At 57.8% G+C, this 23,955-nt stretch carries 27 protein-coding genes; 5 read left to right on the top strand and 22 right to left on the bottom strand.

Translation table 11 applies throughout. The features are described from left to right. The 16 genes from queE to ACIQU2_RS18390 all read right to left on the bottom strand — a co-directional run bounded on the left by queE (position 1) and on the right by ACIQU2_RS18390 (position 13,027). Positions 1-648, bottom strand: coding sequence for a 7-carboxy-7-deazaguanine synthase QueE (gene queE / locus ACIQU2_RS18465; RefSeq protein WP_129437837.1), 648 nt, complete (start codon positions 646-648; stop codon positions 1-3). A 166-nt stretch (positions 649-814) separates the two neighbouring features. After that, a complete protein-coding gene (gene ybgF, locus ACIQU2_RS18460; protein ID WP_403143141.1) occupies positions 815-1,654 on the bottom strand; it encodes a tol-pal system protein YbgF in 840 nt (279 codons plus the stop codon). 6 nt (positions 1,655-1,660) lie between these two features. Next, positions 1,661-2,158, bottom strand: coding sequence for a peptidoglycan-associated lipoprotein Pal (gene pal / locus ACIQU2_RS18455; protein ID WP_403143139.1), 498 nt, complete (start codon positions 2,156-2,158; stop codon positions 1,661-1,663). 52 nt (positions 2,159-2,210) lie between these two features. Beyond that, the gene (gene tolB / locus ACIQU2_RS18450) at positions 2,211-3,512 is read right to left on the bottom strand and encodes a Tol-Pal system beta propeller repeat protein TolB (protein WP_074879460.1); all 1,302 of its coding nucleotides are present in this window, start codon (positions 3,510-3,512) and stop codon (positions 2,211-2,213) included. Next, on the bottom strand, positions 3,509-4,588 hold the full coding sequence (gene tolA, locus ACIQU2_RS18445) for a cell envelope integrity protein TolA (protein WP_403143136.1): 1,080 nt from the start codon (positions 4,586-4,588) through the stop codon (positions 3,509-3,511). The genes tolB and tolA overlap by 4 nt, the downstream gene beginning before the upstream one ends. After that, positions 4,588-5,040, bottom strand: coding sequence for a protein TolR (gene tolR / locus ACIQU2_RS18440; protein ID WP_161807482.1), 453 nt, complete (start codon positions 5,038-5,040; stop codon positions 4,588-4,590). The genes tolA and tolR overlap by 1 nt, the downstream gene beginning before the upstream one ends. 23 nt (positions 5,041-5,063) lie before the next feature. Then, complete coding sequence (gene tolQ, locus ACIQU2_RS18435; protein WP_008147369.1) at positions 5,064-5,759, bottom strand: protein TolQ; 696 nt, start codon at positions 5,757-5,759, stop codon at positions 5,064-5,066. Continuing rightward, positions 5,749-6,216 carry a tol-pal system-associated acyl-CoA thioesterase gene (gene ybgC / locus ACIQU2_RS18430; RefSeq protein ID WP_008147372.1) on the bottom strand — a complete coding sequence of 156 codons (468 nt, stop codon included), beginning with the start codon at positions 6,214-6,216 and terminating at the stop codon, positions 5,749-5,751. The genes tolQ and ybgC overlap by 11 nt, the downstream gene beginning before the upstream one ends. Before the next feature lie 127 nt (positions 6,217-6,343). After that, complete coding sequence (gene ruvB, locus ACIQU2_RS18425; RefSeq protein WP_046049660.1) at positions 6,344-7,405, bottom strand: Holliday junction branch migration DNA helicase RuvB; 1,062 nt, start codon at positions 7,403-7,405, stop codon at positions 6,344-6,346. Further along, complete coding sequence (gene ruvA, locus ACIQU2_RS18420; RefSeq protein ID WP_007897033.1) at positions 7,406-8,023, bottom strand: Holliday junction branch migration protein RuvA; 618 nt, start codon at positions 8,021-8,023, stop codon at positions 7,406-7,408. It lies immediately after the preceding gene. Positions 8,024-8,139: 116 nt separating this feature from the next. Next, positions 8,140-8,664 carry a crossover junction endodeoxyribonuclease RuvC gene (ruvC, locus tag ACIQU2_RS18415; RefSeq protein WP_008147379.1) on the bottom strand — a complete coding sequence of 175 codons (525 nt, stop codon included), beginning with the start codon at positions 8,662-8,664 and terminating at the stop codon, positions 8,140-8,142. A 155-nt stretch (positions 8,665-8,819) separates the two neighbouring features. Further along, a complete protein-coding gene (locus tag ACIQU2_RS18410) occupies positions 8,820-9,566 on the bottom strand; it encodes a YebC/PmpR family DNA-binding transcriptional regulator (protein ID WP_149628447.1) in 747 nt (248 codons plus the stop codon). Positions 9,567-9,690: 124 nt separating this feature from the next. Continuing rightward, positions 9,691-11,466, bottom strand: a complete 1,776-nt coding sequence (aspS, locus tag ACIQU2_RS18405) for an aspartate--tRNA ligase (RefSeq protein ID WP_347803483.1) — start codon at positions 11,464-11,466, stop codon at positions 9,691-9,693. Between the two features lie 122 nt (positions 11,467-11,588). Next, on the bottom strand, positions 11,589-11,810 hold the full coding sequence (locus tag ACIQU2_RS18400) for an FmdB family zinc ribbon protein (RefSeq protein WP_010457489.1): 222 nt from the start codon (positions 11,808-11,810) through the stop codon (positions 11,589-11,591). A 137-nt stretch (positions 11,811-11,947) separates the two neighbouring features. Further along, positions 11,948-12,286: a ribbon-helix-helix domain-containing protein gene (locus tag ACIQU2_RS18395; protein ID WP_403143133.1), complete on the bottom strand. Its 339-nt coding sequence runs from the start codon at positions 12,284-12,286 to the stop codon at positions 11,948-11,950. A gap of 270 nt (positions 12,287-12,556) precedes the next feature. After that, a complete protein-coding gene (locus tag ACIQU2_RS18390) occupies positions 12,557-13,027 on the bottom strand; it encodes a Dps family protein (RefSeq protein ID WP_140676806.1) in 471 nt (156 codons plus the stop codon). 308 nt (positions 13,028-13,335) lie between these two features. Here ACIQU2_RS18390 and ACIQU2_RS18385 point away from each other — a divergent pair, with 308 nt between their 5' ends. Then, on the top strand, positions 13,336-13,938 hold the full coding sequence (locus tag ACIQU2_RS18385) for a cold-shock protein (protein ID WP_008147390.1): 603 nt from the start codon (positions 13,336-13,338) through the stop codon (positions 13,936-13,938). A gap of 70 nt (positions 13,939-14,008) precedes the next feature. Here the strand turns inward: ACIQU2_RS18385 and ACIQU2_RS18380 are convergent, their stop codons facing one another. Both ACIQU2_RS18380 and ACIQU2_RS18375 read right to left on the bottom strand, forming a co-directional pair. Next, a complete protein-coding gene (locus tag ACIQU2_RS18380; protein ID WP_008147392.1) occupies positions 14,009-14,215 on the bottom strand; it encodes a SlyX family protein in 207 nt (68 codons plus the stop codon). Positions 14,216-14,218: 3 nt separating this feature from the next. After that, positions 14,219-14,644, bottom strand: coding sequence for an HIT domain-containing protein (locus ACIQU2_RS18375; RefSeq protein WP_347803495.1), 426 nt, complete (start codon positions 14,642-14,644; stop codon positions 14,219-14,221). Between the two features lie 917 nt (positions 14,645-15,561). Here ACIQU2_RS18375 and ACIQU2_RS18370 point away from each other — a divergent pair. Continuing rightward, a complete protein-coding gene (locus tag ACIQU2_RS18370; protein ID WP_403143129.1) occupies positions 15,562-16,911 on the top strand; it encodes an OprD family porin in 1,350 nt (449 codons plus the stop codon). 65 nt (positions 16,912-16,976) lie between these two features. Here the strand turns inward: ACIQU2_RS18370 and ACIQU2_RS18365 are convergent, their stop codons facing one another. Beyond that, positions 16,977-17,819: a mechanosensitive ion channel family protein gene (locus tag ACIQU2_RS18365; protein ID WP_403143126.1), complete on the bottom strand. Its 843-nt coding sequence runs from the start codon at positions 17,817-17,819 to the stop codon at positions 16,977-16,979. Positions 17,820-18,008: 189 nt separating this feature from the next. Continuing rightward, positions 18,009-18,494, bottom strand: a complete 486-nt coding sequence (locus ACIQU2_RS18360; RefSeq protein ID WP_007906601.1) for a YajQ family cyclic di-GMP-binding protein — start codon at positions 18,492-18,494, stop codon at positions 18,009-18,011. Between the two features lie 141 nt (positions 18,495-18,635). On the opposite strand from ACIQU2_RS18360, the gene ACIQU2_RS18355 reads away from it, so the two are divergent. Genes ACIQU2_RS18355 through ACIQU2_RS18345 form a run of 3 tightly spaced genes read left to right on the top strand, consistent with a single transcriptional unit; the run spans position 18,636 to position 22,216 of the window. After that, positions 18,636-19,553 carry a putative 2-dehydropantoate 2-reductase gene (locus ACIQU2_RS18355; protein ID WP_403143125.1) on the top strand — a complete coding sequence of 306 codons (918 nt, stop codon included), beginning with the start codon at positions 18,636-18,638 and terminating at the stop codon, positions 19,551-19,553. Between the two features lie 45 nt (positions 19,554-19,598). Continuing rightward, positions 19,599-21,635, top strand: coding sequence for an ATP-binding protein (locus ACIQU2_RS18350; protein WP_403143124.1), 2,037 nt, complete (start codon positions 19,599-19,601; stop codon positions 21,633-21,635). Positions 21,636-21,637: 2 nt separating this feature from the next. Next, positions 21,638-22,216: a cob(I)yrinic acid a,c-diamide adenosyltransferase gene (locus ACIQU2_RS18345; RefSeq protein ID WP_403143122.1), complete on the top strand. Its 579-nt coding sequence runs from the start codon at positions 21,638-21,640 to the stop codon at positions 22,214-22,216. 135 nt (positions 22,217-22,351) lie between these two features. Here the strand turns inward: ACIQU2_RS18345 and ACIQU2_RS18340 are convergent, their stop codons facing one another. Both ACIQU2_RS18340 and ACIQU2_RS18335 read right to left on the bottom strand, forming a co-directional pair. Then, a complete protein-coding gene (locus ACIQU2_RS18340) occupies positions 22,352-23,296 on the bottom strand; it encodes a Nudix family hydrolase (RefSeq protein ID WP_403143120.1) in 945 nt (314 codons plus the stop codon). After that, entirely contained in the window at positions 23,293-23,925 is a 633-nt protein-coding gene (locus ACIQU2_RS18335; RefSeq protein ID WP_347803496.1) for a glutathione S-transferase family protein, read from the bottom strand. Before ACIQU2_RS18335 ends, ACIQU2_RS18340 begins: the two co-directional genes overlap by 4 nt. Positions 23,926-23,955 lie beyond the last annotated feature (30 nt).

The following is a 23,955-nucleotide window of genomic DNA, read 5'->3' as shown; positions in this document are numbered from 1 at the left end:
TCAGCGCCCCGGCTCGTCATTCCACAGATATTTATGCAACTGCAATTGCAGACGCACTGGCAGGTTGTCCGCCACCACCCAGTCAGCCAGGTCCCGTGCATTGAGGTCATGGTGACTTGGCGAAAACAGGACTTCACCGGCGCGCTGATCCAGACCGTACTGGATCAGCTTGGACACGGCCCAGTCATAGTCTTCCCGCGAGCAGATGACGAACTTCACCTGATCGTTGCGCGTGAGCAGTTCGATGTTCTCGTAGCGGTTGCGATGGGCTTCTTTCGAACCCGGGGTTTTCAGGTCGACGACGCGACTGACCCGTGGATCGACCGCCGAGATATCCAGGGCGCCGCTGGTTTCCAGCGAGACCTCGTAACCGGCGTCACACAACTGCTTGAGCAATGGGATGGCGTTGGGTTGTGCCAGCGGCTCGCCGCCGGTGACACAGACGTAACGCGGACGAAAACCGGCCACTTGCTCAAGAATGTCGTCGAGCGTGCGAATGGTGCCGCCAGTGAATGCATAAGCGCTGTCGCAGTATTGGCAACGCAATGGGCAACCGGTCAGACGCACAAAAACAGTGGGCAGCCCGGCAGTCCGCGTTTCACCCTGCAACGAGTAGAAAACTTCGGTGATTCTCAATGTGTCTTGCATAGTCGCCACGGGCATAACAGCTAAACAGGCTGTCCGCCTCCGTCAGGCACTTCAAGGAACCCCGCCACCGCGCAGATCCCAAAAAGCGTGTTTCATAAAAAGGGCGTGAATTCTAACGAAAAAACCCGCGACAAGCGCGGGTTTCTTCGAAACAGGTCAAGCAGCCTTACATTTTCTGCAGATCACGCTGAGCCAGCTGAGCAGCGGAAGTGCCCGGGTATTGCGACACAACCTGTTGCAGAATGCCTTTGACCTTGTCGGGGTGACCAAGGCGGCGCTCTACATCAGCCAGCTTGTACAGCGAATCAGGCACTTTTGGATGCTTGGGGTACAGCTGTGAAACCTTGGCAAAAGCCTGACCTGCACCTTGCAGATCGCCCTTGGCCAAGTTCACTTCGCCCAACCAGTACTGGGCATTACCCGCGTACTGACTGTTCGGGTACTTGCGCAGGAATGCGGCAAAAGCCTGGCTGGCCTTGTCGAAATCCTTGGCTTTGATCAGGTCGAAAGCTGCATCGTAATACAGTTTTTCCTTCGCCGGATCAGCCGGTTCGCTACCCGCGGCAGGTGCCTGAGCGGCTGCCGCTCCTGCGGCTGCGCCCACTGCTGCACCGGGGGCATTCAAACTGCCACCGGTGGAAGAATTATCAGGAGTCGCGGCTGGTGCAACGCCGGTTCCTATGCGCCGATCAAGATCCTGATATCGCTCCAGGTTCTCTTGCTTCATGCGCGCTACATCATTTTGCAGAACTTCGATGATGCCTTGTTGGCGCGAGATCTGCTCCTGCATCGATTGCAGTTGGTTGAACAGCTCGCCCTGTGCCGAGACAGGGGCCGAAACCCCTCCCCCGGCATAGGCGCCGTTCGTACCGTAACCCGCAGGCGGATTACTAGTCCCGCTATTGTTATAGCCGGAGTCGTTATCGACCACAGGAACCGCAGCCCACACCGCAAGCGGTGCGAGGCTGAGAGCCAAAACAGTTACAGCACGACGGCACGTTCGCATGACGAATTACTTACGCAGTTCGACGCGACGGTTTTGAGCCCAGGACTGCTCGTCGTTGCCGGTAGAAACAGCACGCTCTTCGCCGTAGGAAAACAGTTCCAGCTGATCTGGGGAAACACCTTGCAGTACCAGGTAACGCCGAACGGCGTTCTCACGACGCTCGCCCAGTGCCATGTTGTACTCACGAGTACCACGTTCGTCGGTGTTGCCTTCCAGAACAACGCGAGCGCCGTTTGCTTTCAGGTCTTTGGCGTGAATGTCCAGGGAGCGCATGGCTTCTGGCTTCAGGTCCGAACTGTCGTATTCGAAGTAGAAAGTGGTGATTGCGCGCAGAGCAGCTTCTTCGCTCAGGGAGCCGTCAACTGCACCAGTGTTTGCGCCGTAACCAGCGTTTGGATCTACAGCGCCTTCACCGGCATTGTCGCCGCCTTTGGACGAGCAACCTACAGCTACAGCCCTGGCCAGCGCCAGCGAAGCAAATTTACCAAACTTCAGCATTTCCATCGTGAAACTCCTAATGAACCCCAGTGTGTTAAGTACAACGTGTAGCGCCGCGTCAGTTCAGGTAAGGGGACCAGGAAGGTTCTCTGACTTCGCCTTGTGCGGTAGGAAGCGGGAGCCTTACGCGTCCATTAATGGACACGAGCATCAAGACTCCCCGGCCCTGCTGGCGGGTGGCGTAGATTACCATGGTGCCGTTGGGCGCAACAGTAGGCGACTCGTCCAGAGTGCTATCAGTGAGGATTTTTACGCTTCCGCGCTGCAAATCCTGGGCCGCCACCTTGAAATTAGTGAAACCTTCCTGACGATGGATCATCACCAGGGTCTTTTCGTCAGCCGAAAGTTTAGGGTTGGCGTTGTAGTTACCGATAAAGGTCACACGCTCCGCACCACCACCGCCTGCGCTGGTTTTGTAGATCTGCGGCTTGCCGCCACGGTCCGAGGTGAAGTAGATGGTCGAACCATCTTTACCCCAGAACGGTTCGGTGTTGATGCCAGGACCGTTAGTGACACGCGTAATCTGACGCGAACCCAGGTTCATCACGTAGATGTCCGGGTTGCCATCTTTCGACAGTACGAATGCCAGACGATTGCCATCCGGCGACCATGCTGGCGCGCCATTCAGGCCTTCGAAGTTGGTGATCTGCTCACGGCGACCGGTGTCGATGTTCTGCATGAAAATACGCGGACGCTTCTGCTCGAACGAGACATAAGCGATGCGCTTGCCGTCCGGTGCGAAACGCGGCGACAGGATCGGCTCGCGCGATTGCAGCAGGGTCACAGCGCGGGCACCGTCATAGTCCGAACGTTGCAGCGTGTAGCGAGTGTTCTTCTCGGAAAAACGCTCGGCTGTCACGTACAACAGACGAGTCGAGAACGCACCTTTGATACCGGTGAGTTTTTCGAACGACTGGTCCGCGATGTAGTGCGACATGTCGCGCAGTTGATCGACGCTGCCCGACACGCTGCCGGTCAGCACTTGCTGCTCGGTGGCGACGTTGAACAGTGCGTATTGGACCTGCAGGCGACCGCCTGCAGGAGCAATACTGCCGACCATGACGTACTGGGCACCCAGCGCCTTGAAGTCACGGAAGATGATTTCGCTGGCCTGGCTTGGCTGGCTGATCATGTTCTGTTTTGGAATCGGCGAGTAGTAACCCGAGTTGCGCAGGTCGTTACCGATGATTTCGGCCATGTCGTCCGGCAGCACGCTGCCGCCCTGGTTGCCAAACGGAACGACTGCAATCGGGGTGGCCCGATCACTGCCGCTGGTGACCAGAATGTTTTTTTCATCAGCTGCCGCTATCCCTGCCAGGCAGCAGATAACGACAAGCATTCCTCGAAGAAGGTTTCTCACAAGGCTAGATCCTCAGGTGTGAATGTCATCTTGAATGAACGATACGGAGCGAAATCGCTCGGCTTCATTCCCTGCATTTCTGTCAAACGTCCAATATTCTTCACCGCTGCTACAGCAGAAGCGTCAAATGGACCATCGCCACTGGACTTGCCGACGCTGACCGAAGTCACCGTACCGTCCGGCAACATGCCGATTTGCAACACGACTGTCATGCCTTTGCGGGCCGAAGGTGGACGAGCCCAGCCTTCCGCTGCACGAGCACGGATCAGATCATCGAAACTACCGGCGACTTCGTCACCCTGCTCATCCGCCAAGGCCTGCTGACGCTCCGGCGTGTCGGAAAGCAAATCTGCCAAGGCCTGAGCCTTTTTGTCTTCGGCGGATTTACGTGCCGCTTCCTGCGATTTTTTCTTCGCAGCATCGGCAGCAGCTTTCTTCTTCGCGTCTTCGGCGACTTTCTTCTTCGCGTCTTCAGCTTCAGATTTCTTCTTGGCGTCTTCCGCGGCTTTCTTCTTCGCGTCTTCGACGATCTTTTTCTTCGCTTCTTCAGCGGCCGCTTTCTTGGCCTCTTCTTCAGCTGCTTTCTTGGCTTCTTCTTCAGACTTCTTCTTGGCTATATCAGCCAATTGTTTCTCTTCGACCTTTTTGGCTTCGGCGGTCTTCTTCGCTTCATCGGCTTTCTTGGCTTCATCAGCCTTTTTTGCCTCTTCCGCTTTCTTCGTCTCGTCGGCCTTTTTGGATTCTTCGGCTTTTTGAGCCGCATCTTCCTTCTTTTGTTCCGCGGCTTTGATCGCTTCCTGCTCGATCTTTTTCTGTTCCATCTGCTCGACTTCGGTCTGGCGCGCGGCGGATTTCTTCGCCTCACCCGCAATCTTCTGATTGGTCTGGGTGGTCGCCTGACTTTTCGATTTCAGTTGGTACAGGGTCGCCTGGACAATCGGCTTGGCCGGCGGCAGTTCGGGCGTGAAGGCAAAACTGACGAACAGCATGCCGAACACCAGCACGTGCAAGACAATCGCCAGGACACTAGGCCAGAAGTAGCTTTCCGAGGCGGACGGCTCTCGCATTTGCTGCATCAGGGTGCCTCGGTAATCAAGCCAACGTTACCGACCCCGGCTTTCTGCAACCCGCCCATGGCGCCCATGACGGAACCGTAATCAACGGTCTTGTCGCCGCGGATGAACACTTGGGTACGCTTGCCGCCTTCAGTACCGGCGCGAATGATCTTGGTCACGGCGTCAGTCATCTGCGGCAAGGTCATTGCCTTGTCCTGCTGCTTTTCAGTGTCGACTTCGCTGCCAAGGTTCCAGTAATAGGTCTTGTCAGCCTTGATCGAAATGGTCAGGACCTGAGTGTTGTTGTCCTGCGGCAAGGCTTCGCTGGAAACCTTGGGCAGATCAACTTTCACGCCCTGATTGAGCATCGGAGCGGTCACCATGAAGATGACCAGCAGCACCAACATCACGTCGATGTAAGGCACCACGTTCATCTCGGCAACCGGCTTGCGCTTTTTGCGAGCTCGAGCGATTAAAGCCATTGGAAATTACCTGCTTATTCTTCGCTGGTGTGCACTTTGCGGTGCAGGATCGCCTGGAATTCATCGGCGAAGGTGTAGTAACGGCCCAGCAGGGTTTCACTGCGAGCAGCAAAACGGTTGTAAGCGATAACGGCCGGGATGGCGGCGAACAGACCGATCGCGGTTGCAATCAGTGCCTCGGCGATACCTGGAGCCACAGTGGCCAGCGTCGCTTGCTGGGCAGTTGCCAGACCACGGAAGGAGTTCATGATCCCCCAGACGGTACCGAACAGACCGATGTACGGGCTGACGGAACCTACGGTCGCGAGGAACGGCAGGCTCTGCTCGAGCTTTTCTTCTTCGCGGGAAATGGCGACGCGCATGGCGCGGGCCACGCCTTCCATGACCGCTTCCGGGTCAACGCCTGGCTGCTGGCGCAGACGGGAGAATTCCTTGAAACCGGCACGGAAGATCTGCTCTACGCCCGAATCCGGATCAGGGTTGCTGCCGGCCTGACGGTAGAGTTTGGACAGGTCGATACCCGACCAGAAGCGCTCTTCAAAGCTCTCCAGGGCACGTCGACCGGCGCGCAGCAGATTGCTGCGCTGAAAGATCATGATCCATGAGGTCACCGATGCGGCTACCAGGATCAGCATTACCAGTTGCACCACGATACTGGCATTGCTGACCAGGCTCCACATGGAGGAATGGTCGACGACGTTAGCTTCCACGCTTTATCTCCTGCTTTGAGTGTGTACCCGCGCCGCTCACGTCGGCAAAGGCCGCACGTAGAGCTTCGGGAATGGCCCGGGGTTTCAAACTGTTAGTGCGCACACAGGCCACCAAAAACTGCCCTTCGCAGAGCAGCGCATTATCCGTGGCTCGCCTGACCTGCTGTTTGAAGCGCAGGCTGACACGGTTCAATTCGATTACTTCAGCGCTTACCAGCAGCTCGTCGTCCAGTCGCGCCGGCGCGTGGTAACGCGCTTCGCTGGAATGCACGACGAACAACAGGTCCTCACCTGCAAGCTGGGATTGGGCAAAGCCCAGCTCCCGGAGCCGCTCGGTTCGAGCCCGTTCCATAAACTTGAGGTAATTAACGTAATACACGATGCCGCCCGCATCGGTGTCCTCGTAATAAACGCGACAACGAAGTGCGAAAGGCTCAAGCCCGTTTTGCGCGCGCATACTCTAGTGCTTACTCCTCAGGTTGCCAATCCGGCCAGGCAACTGTTTTTCATTGATTCACGGCTTTCTGGCGAAAGTACGGTCCTAGGACCGCACAAACCCCGAATAAATCGGCGCGCAAAGGTTATTAATCGTCCACGGCATCGAGGAACTCGTCTACCACGGGCATCTCGCCCAATCGTGACGGGATGTTTAAACCGAAGTGCAGGTACGCATGCCGGGTCACCACTCGCCCCCGCGGCGTACGCATGATGTAGCCCTGCTGGATCAAGTACGGCTCAAGCACGTCTTCAATGGTGTGACGCTCTTCACTGATGGCTGCAGCGAGGCTATCGACCCCGACCGGCCCACCGTCGAACTTCTCGATCATGGTCAACAACAGACGTCGATCCTGGTGATCGAAACCACGCTCGTCGACATCCAGCAGGTTCAAGGCCAGGTCGGCGATCGGTTTGGTGATGTGGCCCTTGGCGCGAACTTCGGCGAAATCCCGAACCCGGCGCAGCAAGCGGTTGGCGATCCGCGGCGTACCACGGGCACGGCGGGCGATTTCGAAGGCGCCTTCCGGGTCCAGCGGCAAGCCGAGGATGTTAGCCGAACGACTGACAATCGTTGCCAGGTCGGCGGTGTTGTAGAACTCCAGGCGCTGGACGATCCCGAAACGGTCGCGCAGCGGATTGGTCAGCATCCCCGCCCGCGTCGTCGCACCGACCAGGGTGAACGGCGGCAGATCAAGCTTGATCGAGCGCGCGGCCGGCCCTTCGCCGATCATGATGTCGAGCTGGAAATCTTCCATGGCCGGGTACAGCACTTCTTCGACGATCGGCGAGAGCCGATGGATTTCGTCGATAAACAGCACGTCGTGTGGCTCAAGATTGGTCAGCAGCGCAGCCAGATCACCCGGGCGCTCAAGCACAGGGCCCGAGGTGCTCTTGATCGACACGCCCATTTCTTGGGCGATGATGTTGGCCAGAGTGGTTTTACCCAGACCCGGCGGGCCGAAAATCAGCGTGTGGTCCAGGGATTCATTGCGCCCACGAGCCGCCTGGATGAACAACTCCATTTGCTCGCGAACGGTCGGCTGGCCAATGTACTCGGCCAGGCTGACAGGACGAATCGCCCGGTCCTGGACTTCCTCGCGGTCACGAGGACCAGGTGTGGCGGTAATCAGACGATCAGCTTCAATCACTTAGATCATTCCCTTCAGGGCACGACGAATCATGTCTTCACTGCTCAAACCTTTCTCCTTGATCGCGGAAATCGCCTTGCTGGCTTCCTGCGGCTTGTAGCCCAGGGAGATCAGCGCGCTGACCGCGTCATTTTCGGCGGTGGCAACCGGAGCTGGCGCATCTGGCCCACCCGGCTGGTTTGGCACCAACGCGAACATCGCCGGCACCGTTTCCCAGGCCTTGAAGCGATCCTTGAGTTCCACCAGCAAACGCTCGGCAGTCTTCTTGCCCACGCCCGGCACCTTGGTCAGTGCCGAGGTGTCCTGGGACTGCACGCAACGGACCAGCTCATCGACTTCCAGGCTCGACATCAGGGCCAGGGCCAATTTCGGCCCCACACCATTGAGACGGATCAACTCGCGAAAAAAGTCTCGCTCGCGCTTGCCGAAGAAGCCATAGAGTAACTGCGCGTCTTCGCGTACGACCAAATGGGTGTGCAAGGTCAGCGGCTCACCGACCGACGGCAAGCGATAAAGCGTGGTCATGGGCACTTCCAGCTCATACCCCAGACCGTTTACATCCAGAATCAGGTGCGGCGGCTGTTTCTCAGCCAGTGTGCCGCGCAAGCGTCCAATCACGTTTCAGATCCTTGAGCGTTGGCCAGATCAGTGCTGGCGACTGACAGAACAAGGGTTTTGCGCCGACGACACAGGCGCAAAACCCTCGCTCCATAAAAAATTGATTGCTGATGCTATCAGAGACGCAGGCGCCCGCCACGACTGCGTGCCGTACCCAGGCCATGGGGTAACAGGCTGGAACGGGTGTGAGCATGGCAAATGGCAATGGCCAGGGCGTCCGAGGCATCGATTTGCGGCTTGCTGGTCAGTTTCAGCATGTGCATGACCATCATTTGCACCTGCTCTTTATTCGCCGCGCCGGTCCCGGTCACCGCCTGTTTGACCTGCGTCGCGGTGTATTCAGCGATTTCCAGGCTTTCTTCCGCCCCGGCAACGATGGCTGCGCCGCGGGCCTGGCCAAGTTTCAGCGCAGAGTCGGCGTTGCGCGCCATGAAGACCTTTTCGATCCCCATGGTCACCGGGCCGTAGGTCTGGATGACTTCGCGCACGCCGCGATAGACGATTTGCAGGCGTTCATGCAGCTCGCCGGAACCTGTGCGAATGCAGCCCGACGCCACGTAAACGCAACCACGCCCGGTATCACGCACTACGCCATAACCGGTAATGCGCGAACCGGGGTCGATACCAAGAATTAAAGTCATAACGCCTGCGGGTTAGGTAAGAGCACGATATTCAATACAGCGAATAACAATTGTGGGAGCTGGCTTGCCTGCGATGGCATCACCTCGGTGTATCAGACAGACCGAAGTGATGGCATCGCAGGCAAGCCAGCTCCCACATTAGATCTTAGTCACCCTTATCCGAGCTGTGCGGCGACTGCCTCTGGAATGTCCGCGTTGGAGTAGACGTTCTGCACGTCATCCAGGTCTTCAAGCATGTCGATCAGCTTGAGAACCTTCTCGGCGCCTTCCAGGTCCAGTTCGGCACTGGTGGTCGGCAACATCACGATTTCCGCGTCATCACCTTTGAAACCGGCCGCTTCCAGCGCATTACGCACTGAGTAGAAACCGGCGAACGAGGTGAATACGTCGATGGAGCCGTCTTCGTGGGTCACCACGTCATCGGCATCGGCCTCCATCGCCGCTTCCATCAGCGCATCTTCGTCAACGCCTGGTGCGAAGGAAATCTGCCCCTTGCGCTCGAACAGATAGGCCACCGAACCGTCCGTACCGAGGTTGCCGCCGCACTTGCTGAACGCGTGGCGAACAGCGGCGGCGGTGCGATTGCGGTTGTCGGTCATGCACTCGACCATCACCGCCACGCCGCCCGGGCCGTAGCCTTCGTAGGTCAGTTCGACCATGTCGTCGGTGTCGGCAGCACCGGCGCCGCGGGCGACCGCGCGATCAATGATGTCGCGGCTCATGTTCGCGCCGAGGGCCTTGTCCAGCGCCAGACGCAAACGCGGGTTGGAACCCGGATCACTACCGCCCTGACGGGCAGCAACGGTCAGTTCACGAATCCACTTGGTGAAAATCTTGCCCTTCTTGGCATCCTGACGTTCTTTGCGGTGCTTGATGTTCGCCCACTTGGAATGACCCGCCATATCTCGCTCCGAATTCTCTTTGAAACATTGCCCGCCGCACCATGAGGCGCCAGCCAGCAAACAAAAATCTCGACCACTCTATAAAAGAAAGGGCGCATCCGAAGATGCGCCCTTCTGGTCAGCCTTACTCAGCTTTAGGCGTTTCGCGCAGACGAATGTGCAGTTCGCGCAATGCCTTGGCATCTACCACACCCGGGGCCTGAGTCATGACGCAAGCGGCGCTCTGGGTTTTCGGGAAGGCAATCACTTCACGGATCGACTGGGCGCCGGTCATCAGCATCACCAGACGGTCCAGACCGAAGGCCAGACCACCGTGCGGCGGCGCGCCGTATTTCAGGGCGTCAAGCAGGAAGCCGAATTTCTCTTCCTGTTCCGCTTCACTGATACCCAGCAGACGGAATACCGACTGTTGCATTTCCTTGCGGTGGATACGGATCGAACCGCCACCCAGCTCGGTGCCGTTCAGGACCATGTCGTAGGCACGGGACAGAGCGGTCGCCGGGTTGGCTTCCAGTTCTTCCGGGGTGCACTTCGGCGCGGTGAACGGGTGGTGCAAGGCAGTGAAGCTACCGTCGTCGTTCTCTTCGAACATCGGGAAGTCGACAACCCACATCGGTGCCCACTCGCACGTCAGCAGGTTCAGATCGTTACCGACCTTGATCCGCAGCGCGCCCAGGGCTTCGCTGACGATCTTGGCTTTGTCGGCACCGAAGAACACAATGTCGCCGTCAACCGCGCCAACGCGATCAAGGATCACATTGAGGTTGGCTTCAGGGATGTTCTTGACGATCGGCGATTGCAGACCTTCAACGCCTTTGGCGCGCTCGTTGACCTTGATGTACGCCAGGCCCTTGGCACCGTAGATGCCGACGAACTTGGTGTAGTCGTCGATCTGCTTGCGCGGCATGCTCGCCGCGCCTGGAACGCGCAGAGCGGCAACGCGGCATTTCGGGTCGTTGGCAGGGCCGCTGAACACCTTGAAGTCGACGTCTTTCAGTTGATCGGCAACGTCAACCAGTTCCAGCGGGTTACGCAGGTCCGGCTTGTCGGAACCGTAACGACGCATGGCCTCTTCGTAGGTCATGTGCGGGAACTCACCGAATTCCAGGTCCAGCACTTCCTTGAACAGGTTGCGGATCATGCCTTCGGTGATACCGATGATGTCTTTTTCATCGAGGAAGCTGGTTTCGATGTCGATCTGAGTGAATTCAGGCTGACGGTCGGCACGCAGGTCTTCGTCGCGGAAGCACTTGGCGATCTGGTAGTAGCGATCGAAGCCGGCAACCATCAACAGTTGCTTGAACAGCTGCGGCGATTGCGGCAAGGCGAAGAACGAACCGGCGTGAGTACGGCTCGGCACCAGGTAATCGCGAGCACCTTCCGGGGTAGCGCGAGTCAGGATCGGCGTCTCGACGTCGAGGAAGCCGTTCTCGTCCAGATAACGACGGATGCTGGTGGTCATGCGCGAACGCAGACGCAGCTTCTCGAGCATTTCCGGACGACGCAGGTCGATGAAGCGATAACGCAGACGGGTTTCTTCGCCGACGTCGGAGAACTCGTTGAGCGGGAACGGCGGGGTTTCCGCTTCGTTCAGTACTTCCAGCTCGTAGCCCAGCACTTCGATCATGCCCGACGCCATGTTGGCGTTGCCGGCACCGGCCGGACGCAGGCGAACCTTGCCGGTGACCTTGACCACGTATTCGCTGCGCACGCGATCGGCGGCGGCGAAGGTTTCAGCGCGGTCCGGGTCGAACACCACCTGGGCCAGACCGTCACGATCACGGATATCGAGGAAAATCACCCCACCGTGGTCACGGCGACGGTGAACCCATCCGCAAAGGGTAATTTCCTGGCCTTCCAGGCTTTCGTTCAGTTGGCCGCAATAATGGCTGCGCATCATGGTAGTGGTTTCGCTTCTCGTAATTCGAAATTCGGTTGGAGGCCTTGCTCATATCCTGCCCTTGTGAAAGGCGCCAGATGATGCAAGAGCTCGCACGTGTGGTTCAACTCAGGCTCAAGACCCTAGTCAGCTTTGTCGCCGCCGGCCAGGTTCTTCTTGGAACCGGTCTTGAAATCGGTTTCGTACCAGCCGGTGCCGCTAAGGCGGAAGCCCGGCATGGACAGCATCTTCTTAAGCTCTGGCGCCTGGCAGGCAGGGCAGTCGACCAGCGGTGCTGCGCTGATCTTTTGAATGGCTTCCAACTGATGACCACAGGAAGCACATTGATAGTCGTACATCGGCATGGGGGTTGTCTCGGCGATCAGATTGCTACCGCACACGCTGGGTTTTGCGGCAAAGAGCGGGATTATATCCATTAAATGCAGCCTGTGCAGCCGTAAGACTGCACAGACCGATACTCTACCCATTCCACCCCTTGTGGCTAAGGCATGGCGACGCAGCCGCCTTCCTTCAGGCTGTGCACGACGCACACAACCCGCACCAGCCCGGTGAAGTTCTTGACCCCGCCGTGACGCAAATGCACCTCGCGGTCCACATGGGACAACAGCGCACTGACCGTACAGCAGTTGACCTTGGCCATGTCGCCCAAAATATCCCAGTAGACCTGTTCAAGCCGCAAACAGGTTGCAAAGCCATTTAGCCGCACTGACCGGGATAAAGGCTGGGCCAGGCCCATATCAAATTCGCTGACAAATGGATCGATCCTTATCTCCTTGACCGGACCGACCTTCACCTCGCTTCTCCTGTCTTCGTAATCCATATCGTTGACACTCCTTTGCCATCCTTGTTTTTTTATAAGAGCAACAAGCTGTTTCTCTATAAAAGCGCAGGCGCAAAGTTATATCCAGATGACTTTATGACCATCAACGTAGGATAAGCCAACAACTGAAGGGCGATCATGGAGACCGTCCTAGTCCAGTCAATTTCCTACACACCTAGGTGCAATATCATTCAATGGAAAGGCATTTAAAGTCACGAGAAGACAGGGCGCGAACAACACCTCATGGGCGCCATCCGCGCACCGACATTGTTACTGATCCAGCAGGGAGCGCAGCATCCACGCGGTTTTCTCGTGGACTTGCATCCGCTGGGTCAGGAGGTCAGCTGTTGGCTCGTCACTGACCTTGTCGAGCAGAGGGAATATCCCGCGTGCAGTACGTGTGACCGCCTCTTGCCCGTCGACCAGTTGCTTGATCATGTCTTCGGCGCTGGGTACGCCGACCTCTTCTTTAATAGAAGACAGTCGAGCATAAATGGAATAGGCGCCTGGCGCAGGAAACCCGAGGGCGCGAATGCGCTCGGCAATCGAATCGACGGCCAGGGCCAATTCGTTATATTGCTCCTCGAACATCAAGTGCAAAGTCCGAAACATCGGACCGGTGACGTTCCAATGGAAGTTATGGGTTTTCAAATAAAGTACATAAGTGTCCGACAGCAGGCGCGAAAGTCCGTCGACGATGGACTTGCGATCCTCTTCACTGATACCGATATCGATTGCCATGCGTTTCCCCTAAAGGTGATGAAATTCATCCAACAGGTGCAGGACCACTCTAGCAAGCCTGCCGGCACCCCGCAGCCCCGGATTCTCCAGATTGCTGCGACAAATCGACCCTCAGGGCACCGCTGGACTGGCTGATTTGAGTAGCCGCAGGCTTTGCTGTTAAATAGGCAGTGTGTCGCTACCGCCTATTTTCCGGGGGCTGCGCATAGGCTGATACCGGGTACGTGTCCAACGCCTCTTATTGTTCTGAAGCGAACCGTGCTCCATCAGCTCTTCCTTGTGATCCGTCTTAACGTGAGTTACTCAAAATGTTGAAAATTGTCCACCTGCTAATGGGCGCAGCAGCCCTGCTGCTGTCCTTCATCCCTAGCCTGCGATCCGAAGCCGTACCTTACCTGCAACAACCCGATGCGCTGTACCTGGCCTTTTTCGGCCTGCTCAACCTCACCCTCGCTCCTGTTATCCCCTACTGGAACAAAGGCCCGCGTCATCAACTGCAAAACCTGGTCAGCGCCCTGCTGGTTCTGACCGTCGTCCTGCAAACCCTGACGCTGATCGCGCCGATGCCTGTCATTGCCGGTCAACCTGCTGTTCTGTTCAGCCTGGTCGCTGCCCTGATTGCCGTTCTTCTGCACCTGGCCATCAGCTTCTACAAATCTTCACCGGCCGCCGCCTCGCCAAGCTATGACATGAGCAACCGCGATACCGGCACCGTCAAGTGGTTCAACACCTCCAAAGGCTTCGGCTTTATTTCCCGTGATTCCGGCGACGATATTTTCGTGCATTTCCGGGCCATTCGTGGCGAAGGTCATCGCGTTCTGGTCGAAGGCCAGCGCGTGGAGTTCTCCGTCATGAATCGTGACAAAGGCCTGCAAGCCGAAGATGTGATCGCCGCACTGCCGCGTCGCTGATCCAAGGCTAAAAAAAACCGCGAACAGCCTGGCTGTTCGCGGTTTTTTATTGCCCGTCTGTTGGTCACACTCAGTAATGCGGCGGTGGCGCTTCTTCTTCAAACGTCTCGAACTGACCGGCCATTTCCTCTTGCCGCTTGAGCAAGGCGGCCATTTGCAGTTGCAGGCGCTCAACCGCACGCTGCTGCGTCGCCAGCACATCACTCAATGCCTGGATGGTGTCATCCTGAAACGCCAGCTGGCTCTCCAGATCGGTAACGCGTGCTTCCAGGCTCATGATTCAACCCTCCAGAAACGTAAAATCATCGGTCAAAACCAGGCGCAACCGCTCGCGAATCAACGCGATCTGCTCTGAGCCATAAGGCTTGGCTGGGTGTTGACCCCAGACCGGCGCCGGCCAGGCGGCGTCCTCACGCTTGCGCACAATCACATGCATGTGCAACTGACTGACGACGTTACCCAAGGCCGCGACATTCAACTTGTCCGCGTCAAACGAGTCCTTGAGCATTTCCGCCAGTGCGGTCGTTTCCTGCCACAGCTGCTGTTGATCTGCGACATCCAACTGAAATATCTCACTGATATCGTCGCGACGTGGCACCAGAATGAACCAGGGGTAGTTCGAATCATTGGACAGCAGTAACCGGCAGAGTGGGAAATCCCCAATCGGTAACGTGTCTTGTTGAAGCCGTGGATCTAAAGCGAACACTGCGCGCACTCCCGCCTGGTCATCATTTTTCAGCTTAGCGTCCATCCCGAGAGACGGCGCACCAAGCGACAGGACGGCAGCATACCTGCGAACGCCGCTGGCTTCACGACGAACCATGGTCGAAGCCAACCCGAGAAACTACAAACGACCGGTCACGCGCCCCGCCATGAGTCATTTTCGTTCAGGACGCACCATTACAGAACCAGCAGCCACCCAAAAAACGCCGAACTGACTGATAAACAACGACGCGTTCGAATTTGACAAACGGCCGCACTGTATGAATTCAGTACAGCGATTAAAATTTTTTGCACCAAAACCGCACAGTGCGTCTACGCTGAGTCGGTCAGGTATCCGCCATTTACTCACTGGCGGGGTGAACCGGTAACGTTTGGGGTTGTCACGCAGTCGACCACGAGGGTACAACACGATGCAAACCATGGCGTCAAGCCCGAACAAAACGTGCTTGAACACCCCGGTTTTATGAGGTTTTTACAGTCACAGGCAGGCTTTCAGAAAAAAACCCAGCAGGATTCTGATTTGTGCACGCTTGTTGCATTCACACCCACATCGCCTCTAAAGCGTCCGCTGGAAGTGGAAGCCTTAAGGCAAATAAAAACAGTGGCAGGGTTGCCCGATGGAGATTCAAGCGTTTCACCAGGGACTCTTTTTACCGATGCTCAGGCCCTGGAAAACAACGTTAAAAGTTGTCAGTCCGCTTGCGTCGAGGCTGTAAATTTGCGACATCTACCAAGCCGTTTGCGACAGGGTCGTAAAGAAGCTGCAAGGTTAGATGCGCAAGTATCGCCAACATGGTCGGCGTGATATAAGTTTGCGCCGACACAAAAAGAAAGAGCCGCCCGGATAATAAAACAGGCGGGACGGCAGTACTCTTCTAAAAACCAAAGGAGCAAATCACGATGCGCGTGATGAAGTGGAGCATGATCGCACTGGCAGTTGCAGCAGCAGCCAGCACCCAAATGGCTACGGCCGCACCTTTTGTAAGTGACCAGGCTGAAGCCAAAGGTTTTGTTGAAGACGCCAAGTTCGACTTGCTGCTTCGCAACTACTATTTTAACCGTGACAAGAAAGACCGTTCAGTCGATGACAAAGACTGGACCCAGGGTTTCCACGGTGTATTCAGTTCCGGTTACACCCAAGGTACTGTTGGTGTAGGTGTTGACGCATTCGGCTACCTGGGTATCAAGCTGGACGCCCGCGACAAGTTTTCCGGCTCGGGCAACTTGTCAACCAACAGCGAACGCGAAAACAGCGACAGCTTCGGCAAAGCCGGTGCAGCAGTCAAAGTTCGCATTTCCAAGACTGAACTGAAGTTCGGTCAGATGCAGCCAAGCACCTCCCCAGTGTTCGCTGTGGGCGGTTCCCGTCTGTTGCCTCAAACCGCTACCGGTTTCCAACTGCAGAGCAGCGAAATCAACAACCTGGACCTGGAAGCCGGTCACTTCTACTCGGCCTCCAGCCAGGATGAGATGAACAGCGACGGTGAGTTGCACGCCCAGTACGCGAGCTCTCCCCCTGACGACTCTGTAACCGGCAGGACCATGGACTATGCCGGTGGCAAATACGGCATTACCGACAACCTGAGCGTTTCGCTCTATGGTTCCGAGTTCAAGGACATCTGGAACCAGTACTACGCCAACGTGAACTACACCATTCCAATGGGTAGCGATCAGTCGGTCAACCTGGACGGTAACATCTACCGCACCACCGATGCTGGCGATGCAAAAGCGGGCGACATCAGCAACACCACGTTCTCGCTGGCAGCCGCTTATTCGTTCCTGAAGGCTCACACCGTTACCCTCGGCTTCCAGAAAGTTAACGGCGACACCCCGTTCGACTACGTCGGTGTGGGTGACAACAACCGCGGCGGCGACTCGATCTTCCTCGCCAACTCCATCCAGTACTCTGACTTCAACGCGCCAAACGAAAAGTCTGTACAAATTCGTTATGACCTGAAAATGGCTGAGTACGGCGTACCTGGTTTGAGCTTCATGACCCGTTACGCTAAAGGCTGGGATATCGACGGCACCAAAATGGATGCCGACAGCCCATACCGCCTTTACGGCTACGGCGAAGATGGCAAGCATCACGAAACTAACTTAGAAGCCAAGTACGTAGTTCAGGCCGGCCCTGCGAAAGATTTGTCCTTCCGCATTCGTCAAGCATGGCACCGTGCCAATACCGACCAGGCTGAAGGCGATATCAACGAGTTCCGTCTGATCGTCGACTACCCGATTTCGGTTCTGTAATTGCCGAAAGTTAGTTCGCGGTAATCAAAAAAAGGCCCATCTTCGGATGGGCCTTTTTTGTTGCTTTACTGCACCGCAGCTTCCTGAACCACTCGAATCACCCGCTGTGGAAACGGAATATCGATACCGGCAGTTTTCAATCGATCACGAGACTGTTCGTTGAACATGAACAATACATCCCAGTAATCCGCCGTCTTGACCCACACCCGCAGGGAAACAGTAATCGAACTGTCGCCCAGAGTAGAAATCACTGCCTGAGGTGCCGGGTCAGCCAAAACACGCTCGTCTTGGGCCAGGTCCAGCAAAACATGACGGGCCTTCTGCAGGTCCGCTTCGTAATCAACCCCCACATCAAACACAACTTTGCGCGTCGGCTGACGGTTAGTGTTGGTGATGATGCCGTTCGACAGGTTACCGTTAGGCACTATGATCGTTTTGTTATCGCCGGTACGCAGCACAGTGTGGAAGATCTGGATGCTGTCGACAGTGCCGGCAACACCTTGGGCTTCGATCCAGTCACCAATGCGGAACGGGCGGAACAACAGAATCAGCACGCCGCCAGCGAAGTTCGCCAGGCTACCTTGCAAGGCCAGACCGATGGCCAGACCCGCCGCACCGATGGCCGCGACGAACGAGGTGGTTTCCACGCCGATCATCGATGCCACGCTGACTACCAGCAAAACCTTGAGAATAATGTTCGCCAGACTGCTGATGAACCCTTGCAGCGCGAGGTCGGCGTTACGCAGCGCCAGCAACCCGCCAAGCTTTTGCGCTACTTTGCTGATCAACCACCAGCCGATGGCCAGGGTGATCACCGCCAGCAGCACGCGGCTGCCGTATTCCATGATCATCGGAAGCCAGGCTTGAGACGCCTTGACCAGGTTGTCCACTTCAGTATTCAAATCCATCTACATTCTCCTGATTTCCGGCCATCCGGCACGCGAAAAATTAGCGGCAGAAAAGACCCGCCGGGGGTGAGCACATTCCCTGTGGGAGCGAGCTTGCTCGCGATTGCGGTGCGTCATTCAACAGTGATGTCGACTGATACGCCCTCATCGCGAGCAAGCTCGCTCCCACAGGGTTCCCGCTTTAAAAGGTCAGTCGCGGAAGTTGTTGAACTGTAGCGGCATATCGAACGTCTTGGCGCGCAGGGCCGCGATGGCTTCCTGCAAGTCATCACGCTTCTTGCCGGTAATGCGCACCTGCTCACCCTGAATGGCAGCCTGAACCTTGAGCTTGGCGTCTTTGACATGAGCGACGATTTTCTTCGCCAGCTCTTTGTCGATGCCTTCCTTGAGGACCGCTTCCTGCTTCATCAGTTTGCCCGACGCATAGGCATCCTTGACTTCAAGGCACTGCACGTCGATTTTGCGCTTGACCAGGGCCAGCTTGAGGATCTCAATCATCGCTTCGAGCTGGAAATCGGCTTCAGCGGTCAGGTTGACGGTCAGGTCCTTTTCCTTGAACTCGAAGGTGCCTTTGCCTTTCAGGTCATAACGACGATCGAGTTCCTTGACGGCGTTCTCGACCGCGTTGGTGACTTCGTGTTTGTCCAGTTCGGATACCACGTCGAACGACGGCATGTAATCTCTCCAATAAAAGGGCATGCTCGATCACGATAGAGCACGCCTGGCTTGCGGTTAAAATCCGCGCTGATTATAACGGGTCTTTCCCATCATTCACTGCGAGCCTCCCATGCGCGCGATAAACAGAGCAAAAAGCTGATGTCCACCACCTGGCATGTTCTGGGCGGCGGCAGCCTTGGCACCTTATGGGCCACTCGACTGGCGCGGGCCGGCGTGCCGGTCAAGCTGATCGTGCGGGACGCTGCACGCTTGCAGGCGTATGAGGCGGCGGGCGGGCTGACGCTGGTCGAACACGGTGAAGCGCAGTGCTATCCGGTGCCCGCCGAGACACCCGACAACAGTGAACCGATCAACCGTCTGCTGGTGGCGTGTAAAGCCTACGATGCCGAGAAAGCCGTGGCCCAACTGGCACCGCGCCTGGCCCCCGACGCCGAGCTGATCCTGTTGCAGAACGGTCTTGGCAGCCAGGACGCCGTCGCCACGAAGGTACCGCAGGCACGCTGCATTTGCGCCTCAAGCACCGAAGGCGCCTTTCGCGATGGCGACTGGCGCGTGGTATTCGCCGGCCACGGTTACACCTGGCTGGGGGATGCCGGGCATCCCGTGGCGCCGATCTGGCTGGATGACGTGAGCGCCGCCGGTATTCCCCACGAGTGGAGCACCGATATTCTGACCCGGCTTTGGCGAAAACTGGCGCTCAACTGTGCGATCAATCCGCTGACCGTGCTGCACGATTGCCGTAATGGCGGTTTACAGGAACACCACTGTGAAGTCGCCACCCTTTGCGTCGAATTGACCGAGTTGCTTGAGCAGTGCGGTCAACCAGCAGCGGCCGAGGACCTTCAACAGGAAGTCGAACGGGTGATTCACGCAACCGCCGCCAACTACTCTTCGATGTACCAGGACGTGGCGAGCCAGCGCCGCACCGAGATCAGCTATCTATTGGGTCATGCTTGCAAAGTCGCCGCGAGGCATCAGTTGAACCTGCCGCACCTCAATCAACTTGAGCAAAGGTTGATCACCCATCTGCACAGCCTTGGATTGCCCAGCGACTGAGCAGCGGCTACGCTGGCCACTTGTTCCTTTTCAGCGATGAACCTGATGCCATTGCGCCAGCGCCTTGAAAACCTTCCGGTCGGCCAGAAATTACTGGCCGCCCTGTTGGTGCTGTTGACCACCGTCCTGCTGGTCGCCAACCTGACCTTTATCAGCGCCGCGTACTACATCTCCCAGGAAAGCATGGCACCTCAGGCCTTGCAGACCATCGGCCGCCTGGTGTCCAACCCCAGCCTGGTGTCCGAAGCCTTGCAGTCACCGCAAAGCGCCGAACGCCTGCTCAATGAACTCAACAGCTATTCACCGCTGCGCGCGGCGGCCCTTTATGACGGCAAGGGTGAGCGTCTGGCGCAGCTGCAGCATGGCGACAATCTGAGCCTGCCAACGCGTTACCGGCACATTGAATTGTGGCAAGCCACGGAGTTTCGCAGCAATCAAATCATCACCCTGCCCCGCCCCGGCACCGCGCCCGGCCACCTGTTACTGGTCGCCAGCAGCGAACTGCCGATGGCGTTCTACACCGGGACGCTCACCGCCAGTCTCGGGATTCTGATCTTCAGTGTGCTGTTGTGGCTGGTGATTGCCCGACAAATCAAACGCCTGATCACCCGGCCAATTCATCAGCTCGAAGAGTTGTCCCGGCAAGTGACCCGGGAAGAGAACTACGCCCTGCGCGCCTCCCGCGGCAACCATGACGAAATCGGCAGCCTCGCCGAAGCATTCAACACCATGCTCTCGCGGATCGAAGCCCGGGAGCAGCAACTCAAACGGGCCCGGGACGATTCCCAGGCTGCGTATGATCAGGCTCAGGGCCTGGCCGAAGAAACCCGCCATACCAATCGCAAACTGGAGCTCGAAGTCCAGGTGCGCAGCAAGATCGAGAAGAAGCTCACCGGTTTCCAGAACTACCTCAACAGCATCATCGATTCCATGCCCTCGGCGCTGATCGCCCTTGATGAACAACTCTACGTGACGCAGTGGAATCAAGAGGCCAGCGCCCTGTCTGGCACGCGCCTCGACGAAGCCTTGAACCAGCCGATCTTCCTTGCCTTCGAACCGCTCAAGCCGTTTCTGCCGCAACTCAAGCAAACCGTCGAGCAGCACACGGTGGCCAAGATTGAACGGGTGACGTGGCTCAAGGACGAAGAACCCAAGCACTACGCCCTGACGTTCTACCCGCTGATGGGCGGTGCTGGGCGCGGTGTGGTGATCCGGATCGACGACATCACTCAGCGCCTGTCGCTGGAAGAAATGATGGTGCAGTCGGAAAAAATGCTCTCGGTCGGCGGCCTTGCCGCGGGCATGGCCCACGAGATCAACAACCCGTTGGGCGCGATCCTGCACAACGTGCAGAACATTCGCCGACGCCTTTCGCCTGATCTGCCGAAGAATCTCGAACAAGCCGAGCAAACCGGGATCGCGCTGGATACGGTCAACAAATACCTGCAAGCGCGGGAAGTGCCGCAACTGCTCGATGGCATTCAACAGGCGGGTGCCCGGGCAGCGAAAATCGTCACCCACATGCTCAGCTTCAGCCGCCGCAGTACCCGGCAAATGGCCCCGTGCGACCTGCCGGCGCTGATCGATCAGGCGGTGGAAATCGCCGGCAACGACTTCGACCTGGCGATCGGTTTCGACTTCAAGGGCCAGGCGATCATTCGCCAGTTCGATCCGCAACTCGGTCCGGTGCCCGGCACGGCGAACGAACTGGAGCAAGTGCTGCTCAATTTGCTGAAAAACGCCGCGCAGGCTATTCACCAGCGCGAAGGCGACCGCGAGCCGGGACGGATCATTCTGCGCACCAAGCTGAATCCGCCGTGGGCGGAAATCCAGGTGGAGGACAACGGCATCGGCATGAGCGAGAGTGTGCGCAAACGCACCTTCGAGCCGTTCTTCACCACCAAGGAAATCGGTCAGGGCACCGGTCTTGGCCTGTCGGTCTCGTATTTCATCATTACCAACAACCACAAGGGTCAGATGGAAGTGCAATCGACCCTGGGCCAAGGCACGTGTTTCACCTTGCGCCTGCCCTTGGCGGGCACCCCGCTCGTCTCTCAAGAACTCAATCAGCTATCGAGGTAACCATGGGCTTTCGCTTGTCGAAGATTTACACCCGCACCGGCGACAAAGGCGAAACCGGGCTGGGCGACGGCCGCCGCGTGCCCAAGGACCATCCGCGGATCGAAGCCATTGGCGAAGTCGATACGTTGAACAGCCAGGTGGGTGTGCTATTGGCCGGGTTGGCGGCGGAAAGTGGCACCTATCCAGGATTGAACGAGGTGATCGAGGTTTTGGCGCCTTGCCAGCATCGGTTGTTCGACTTGGGTGGTGAACTGGCGATGCCGGTGTATCAGGCACTGAACACGGCAGAAGTCGAACGGCTGGAAGCGGCGATCGATGTGTGGAATGAAGAGCTGGGGCCGCTGGAGAATTTCATTCTGCCGGGTGGTTCAGCGTTGATTGCCCAGGCACATGTGTGCAGAAGCCTGGCACGCAGCGCCGAGCGGCGGTGTCAGCATTTGAATGCTGTCGAACCATTGGCCGGGGTTGGGTTGGCGTATATCAATCGGTTGTCGGACTTGTTGTTTGTGGTGGCGCGGTTGATTGCCAAGCGGCAGGGGATTGCCGAGATATTGTGGCAACCGGCGGCAAAACCCGAATAAATTATCGTCTGCCAGGCCCTCATCGCGAGCAAGCTCGCTCCCACAGGGATCAATGTCGTACACAAATCTGTGTCCGCCACGAACCACTGTGGGAGCGGGCTTGCCCGCGATGAGGCCGGCAGCCTCACCGAAGAATCAGGCCTGTGGCCAAAATGCCCGAATCCCCGCCGCACCCTGTGCGCCCGCGTCCCAGGCTTTCTGAAGATCCGCCGGGCCAACACCACCGAGCAAGAACACCGGTTTGCTGAAACCTTCGATCAACGCGCCAGCCTGTTCCCAACCCAGCGGCTGAGCCCCCGGATGAGTCAGGGTCGGTTGCACCGGTGACAGGGTCACAAAATCTACCCCCATCTGCTCGGCCAACGCCAGCTCTTCAGCGTTATGGCAGGACGCCGCCAACCAGCGCGACGCCGGTAACGGGCGGCCAGCCGCCGCATATTTGCGCAGTTGCGCGGAGGTGATGTGCCAACCGGCGGACGGGAAATCTCCCAGCCACTCGAACGGCCCCTTGATCATCAACTGCGCCTTGCCCGCACACAGCCCCGCCGCGTCCACCGCCAGATCGCGGTACTTCGGATCGTAGCCGTTGGGTGCCCGCAACTGGATCAGCTTGATGCCGCCAGCGATGGCTTTTTGAATACCGCGTAGCAAGGCCGGGGTTTCCAGGTCGTCCGGGGTAATCAAATACTGCGCGGGTAACCGCGCAGCCGCGACAATCGGCTGGTTGGCCGCCGGGAACTCGTAGTTCAGCAGATCGCGGGGCGCGACCCATTCCAGCGGCTGGCCTTCGGCGCCGTGCGGTTCGCCGGTAAAGGCCGACACTTCCCAAACGTCCAGCAACACTTGCTTGTCCGGGTAATCGTGCCGGACCTTGATCAGCGGGCGAGCCGCGTTGACCACGATGCCCAACTCTTCAAGGAGCTCGCGAGCCAGGGCGGTTTCGACGGATTCGTCGGCCTCGACCTTGCCACCGGGAAATTCCCACAGGCCACCCTGATGCTGGGTGTCGGCACGGCGGGCAATGAGGATCTTGCCACTGTTATCACGGATAACAGCAGCGGCTACGTGGACTCGTTTCACCGTTCTACTTCCTCCAGACCTGCCTTCTGCCAAGCCTTGAAGGCTGGCCATTGGTAGATGGTTTCGACGTAGGCCGCGTCCGCTGCGGGCAGCCTCACCTGATAGGTGCGCAGGCGCACGGCGATCGGTGCGAAGAAGGCATCGGCCAGGGTCGCGCCGCCAAACAGGAACGGACCGGTTTCGGTGGCGGCGGCGCGGCACTCGGCCCACAACGCCCACATACGCTCAATGTCGGCCTGGACGCCAGCCGGTGTCGGCGACAGCGCAGCGTCGTGACTCAAGTCGAATGGCATGTTGCCGCGCATGGCGAAGAAACCGCTGTGCATCTGCGCGCAAGCCGAACGGGCCTGGGCGCGGGCGGCGGTGTCTTTGGGCCAGAGGCCGGCGTCGGGAAACTGCTCTGCCAGATACTCGGCAATCGCCAGGGAATCGGCGATGGTGCCGTGTTCGGTTTTCAGCAGCGGGACTTTCGCGGTCGGCGAGTGCTTGAGCAGACGCTCACGCGTATCCGGCTGGTTCAGCTTGATCAGTTCTTCGGTGTAAGGGGCGCCGGCCAGGTCGAGGGCCAACGCGCCGCGCAGGGACCAGGAGGAAATCAGTTTGTCGCCGATGATCAGGTGGAGGCTCATGTTCGGGACCTTTTGATGAGGAATGCAGGC

The sequence above is a fragment of the Pseudomonas sp. NPDC098740 genome, assembly GCF_044760065.1.
Lineage (GTDB): Bacteria > Pseudomonadota > Gammaproteobacteria > Pseudomonadales > Pseudomonadaceae > Aquipseudomonas > Aquipseudomonas rossensis.
Note: the sequence above shows the minus strand (reverse complement) of the source record. Positions and strands in the feature narration are given on the sequence as shown.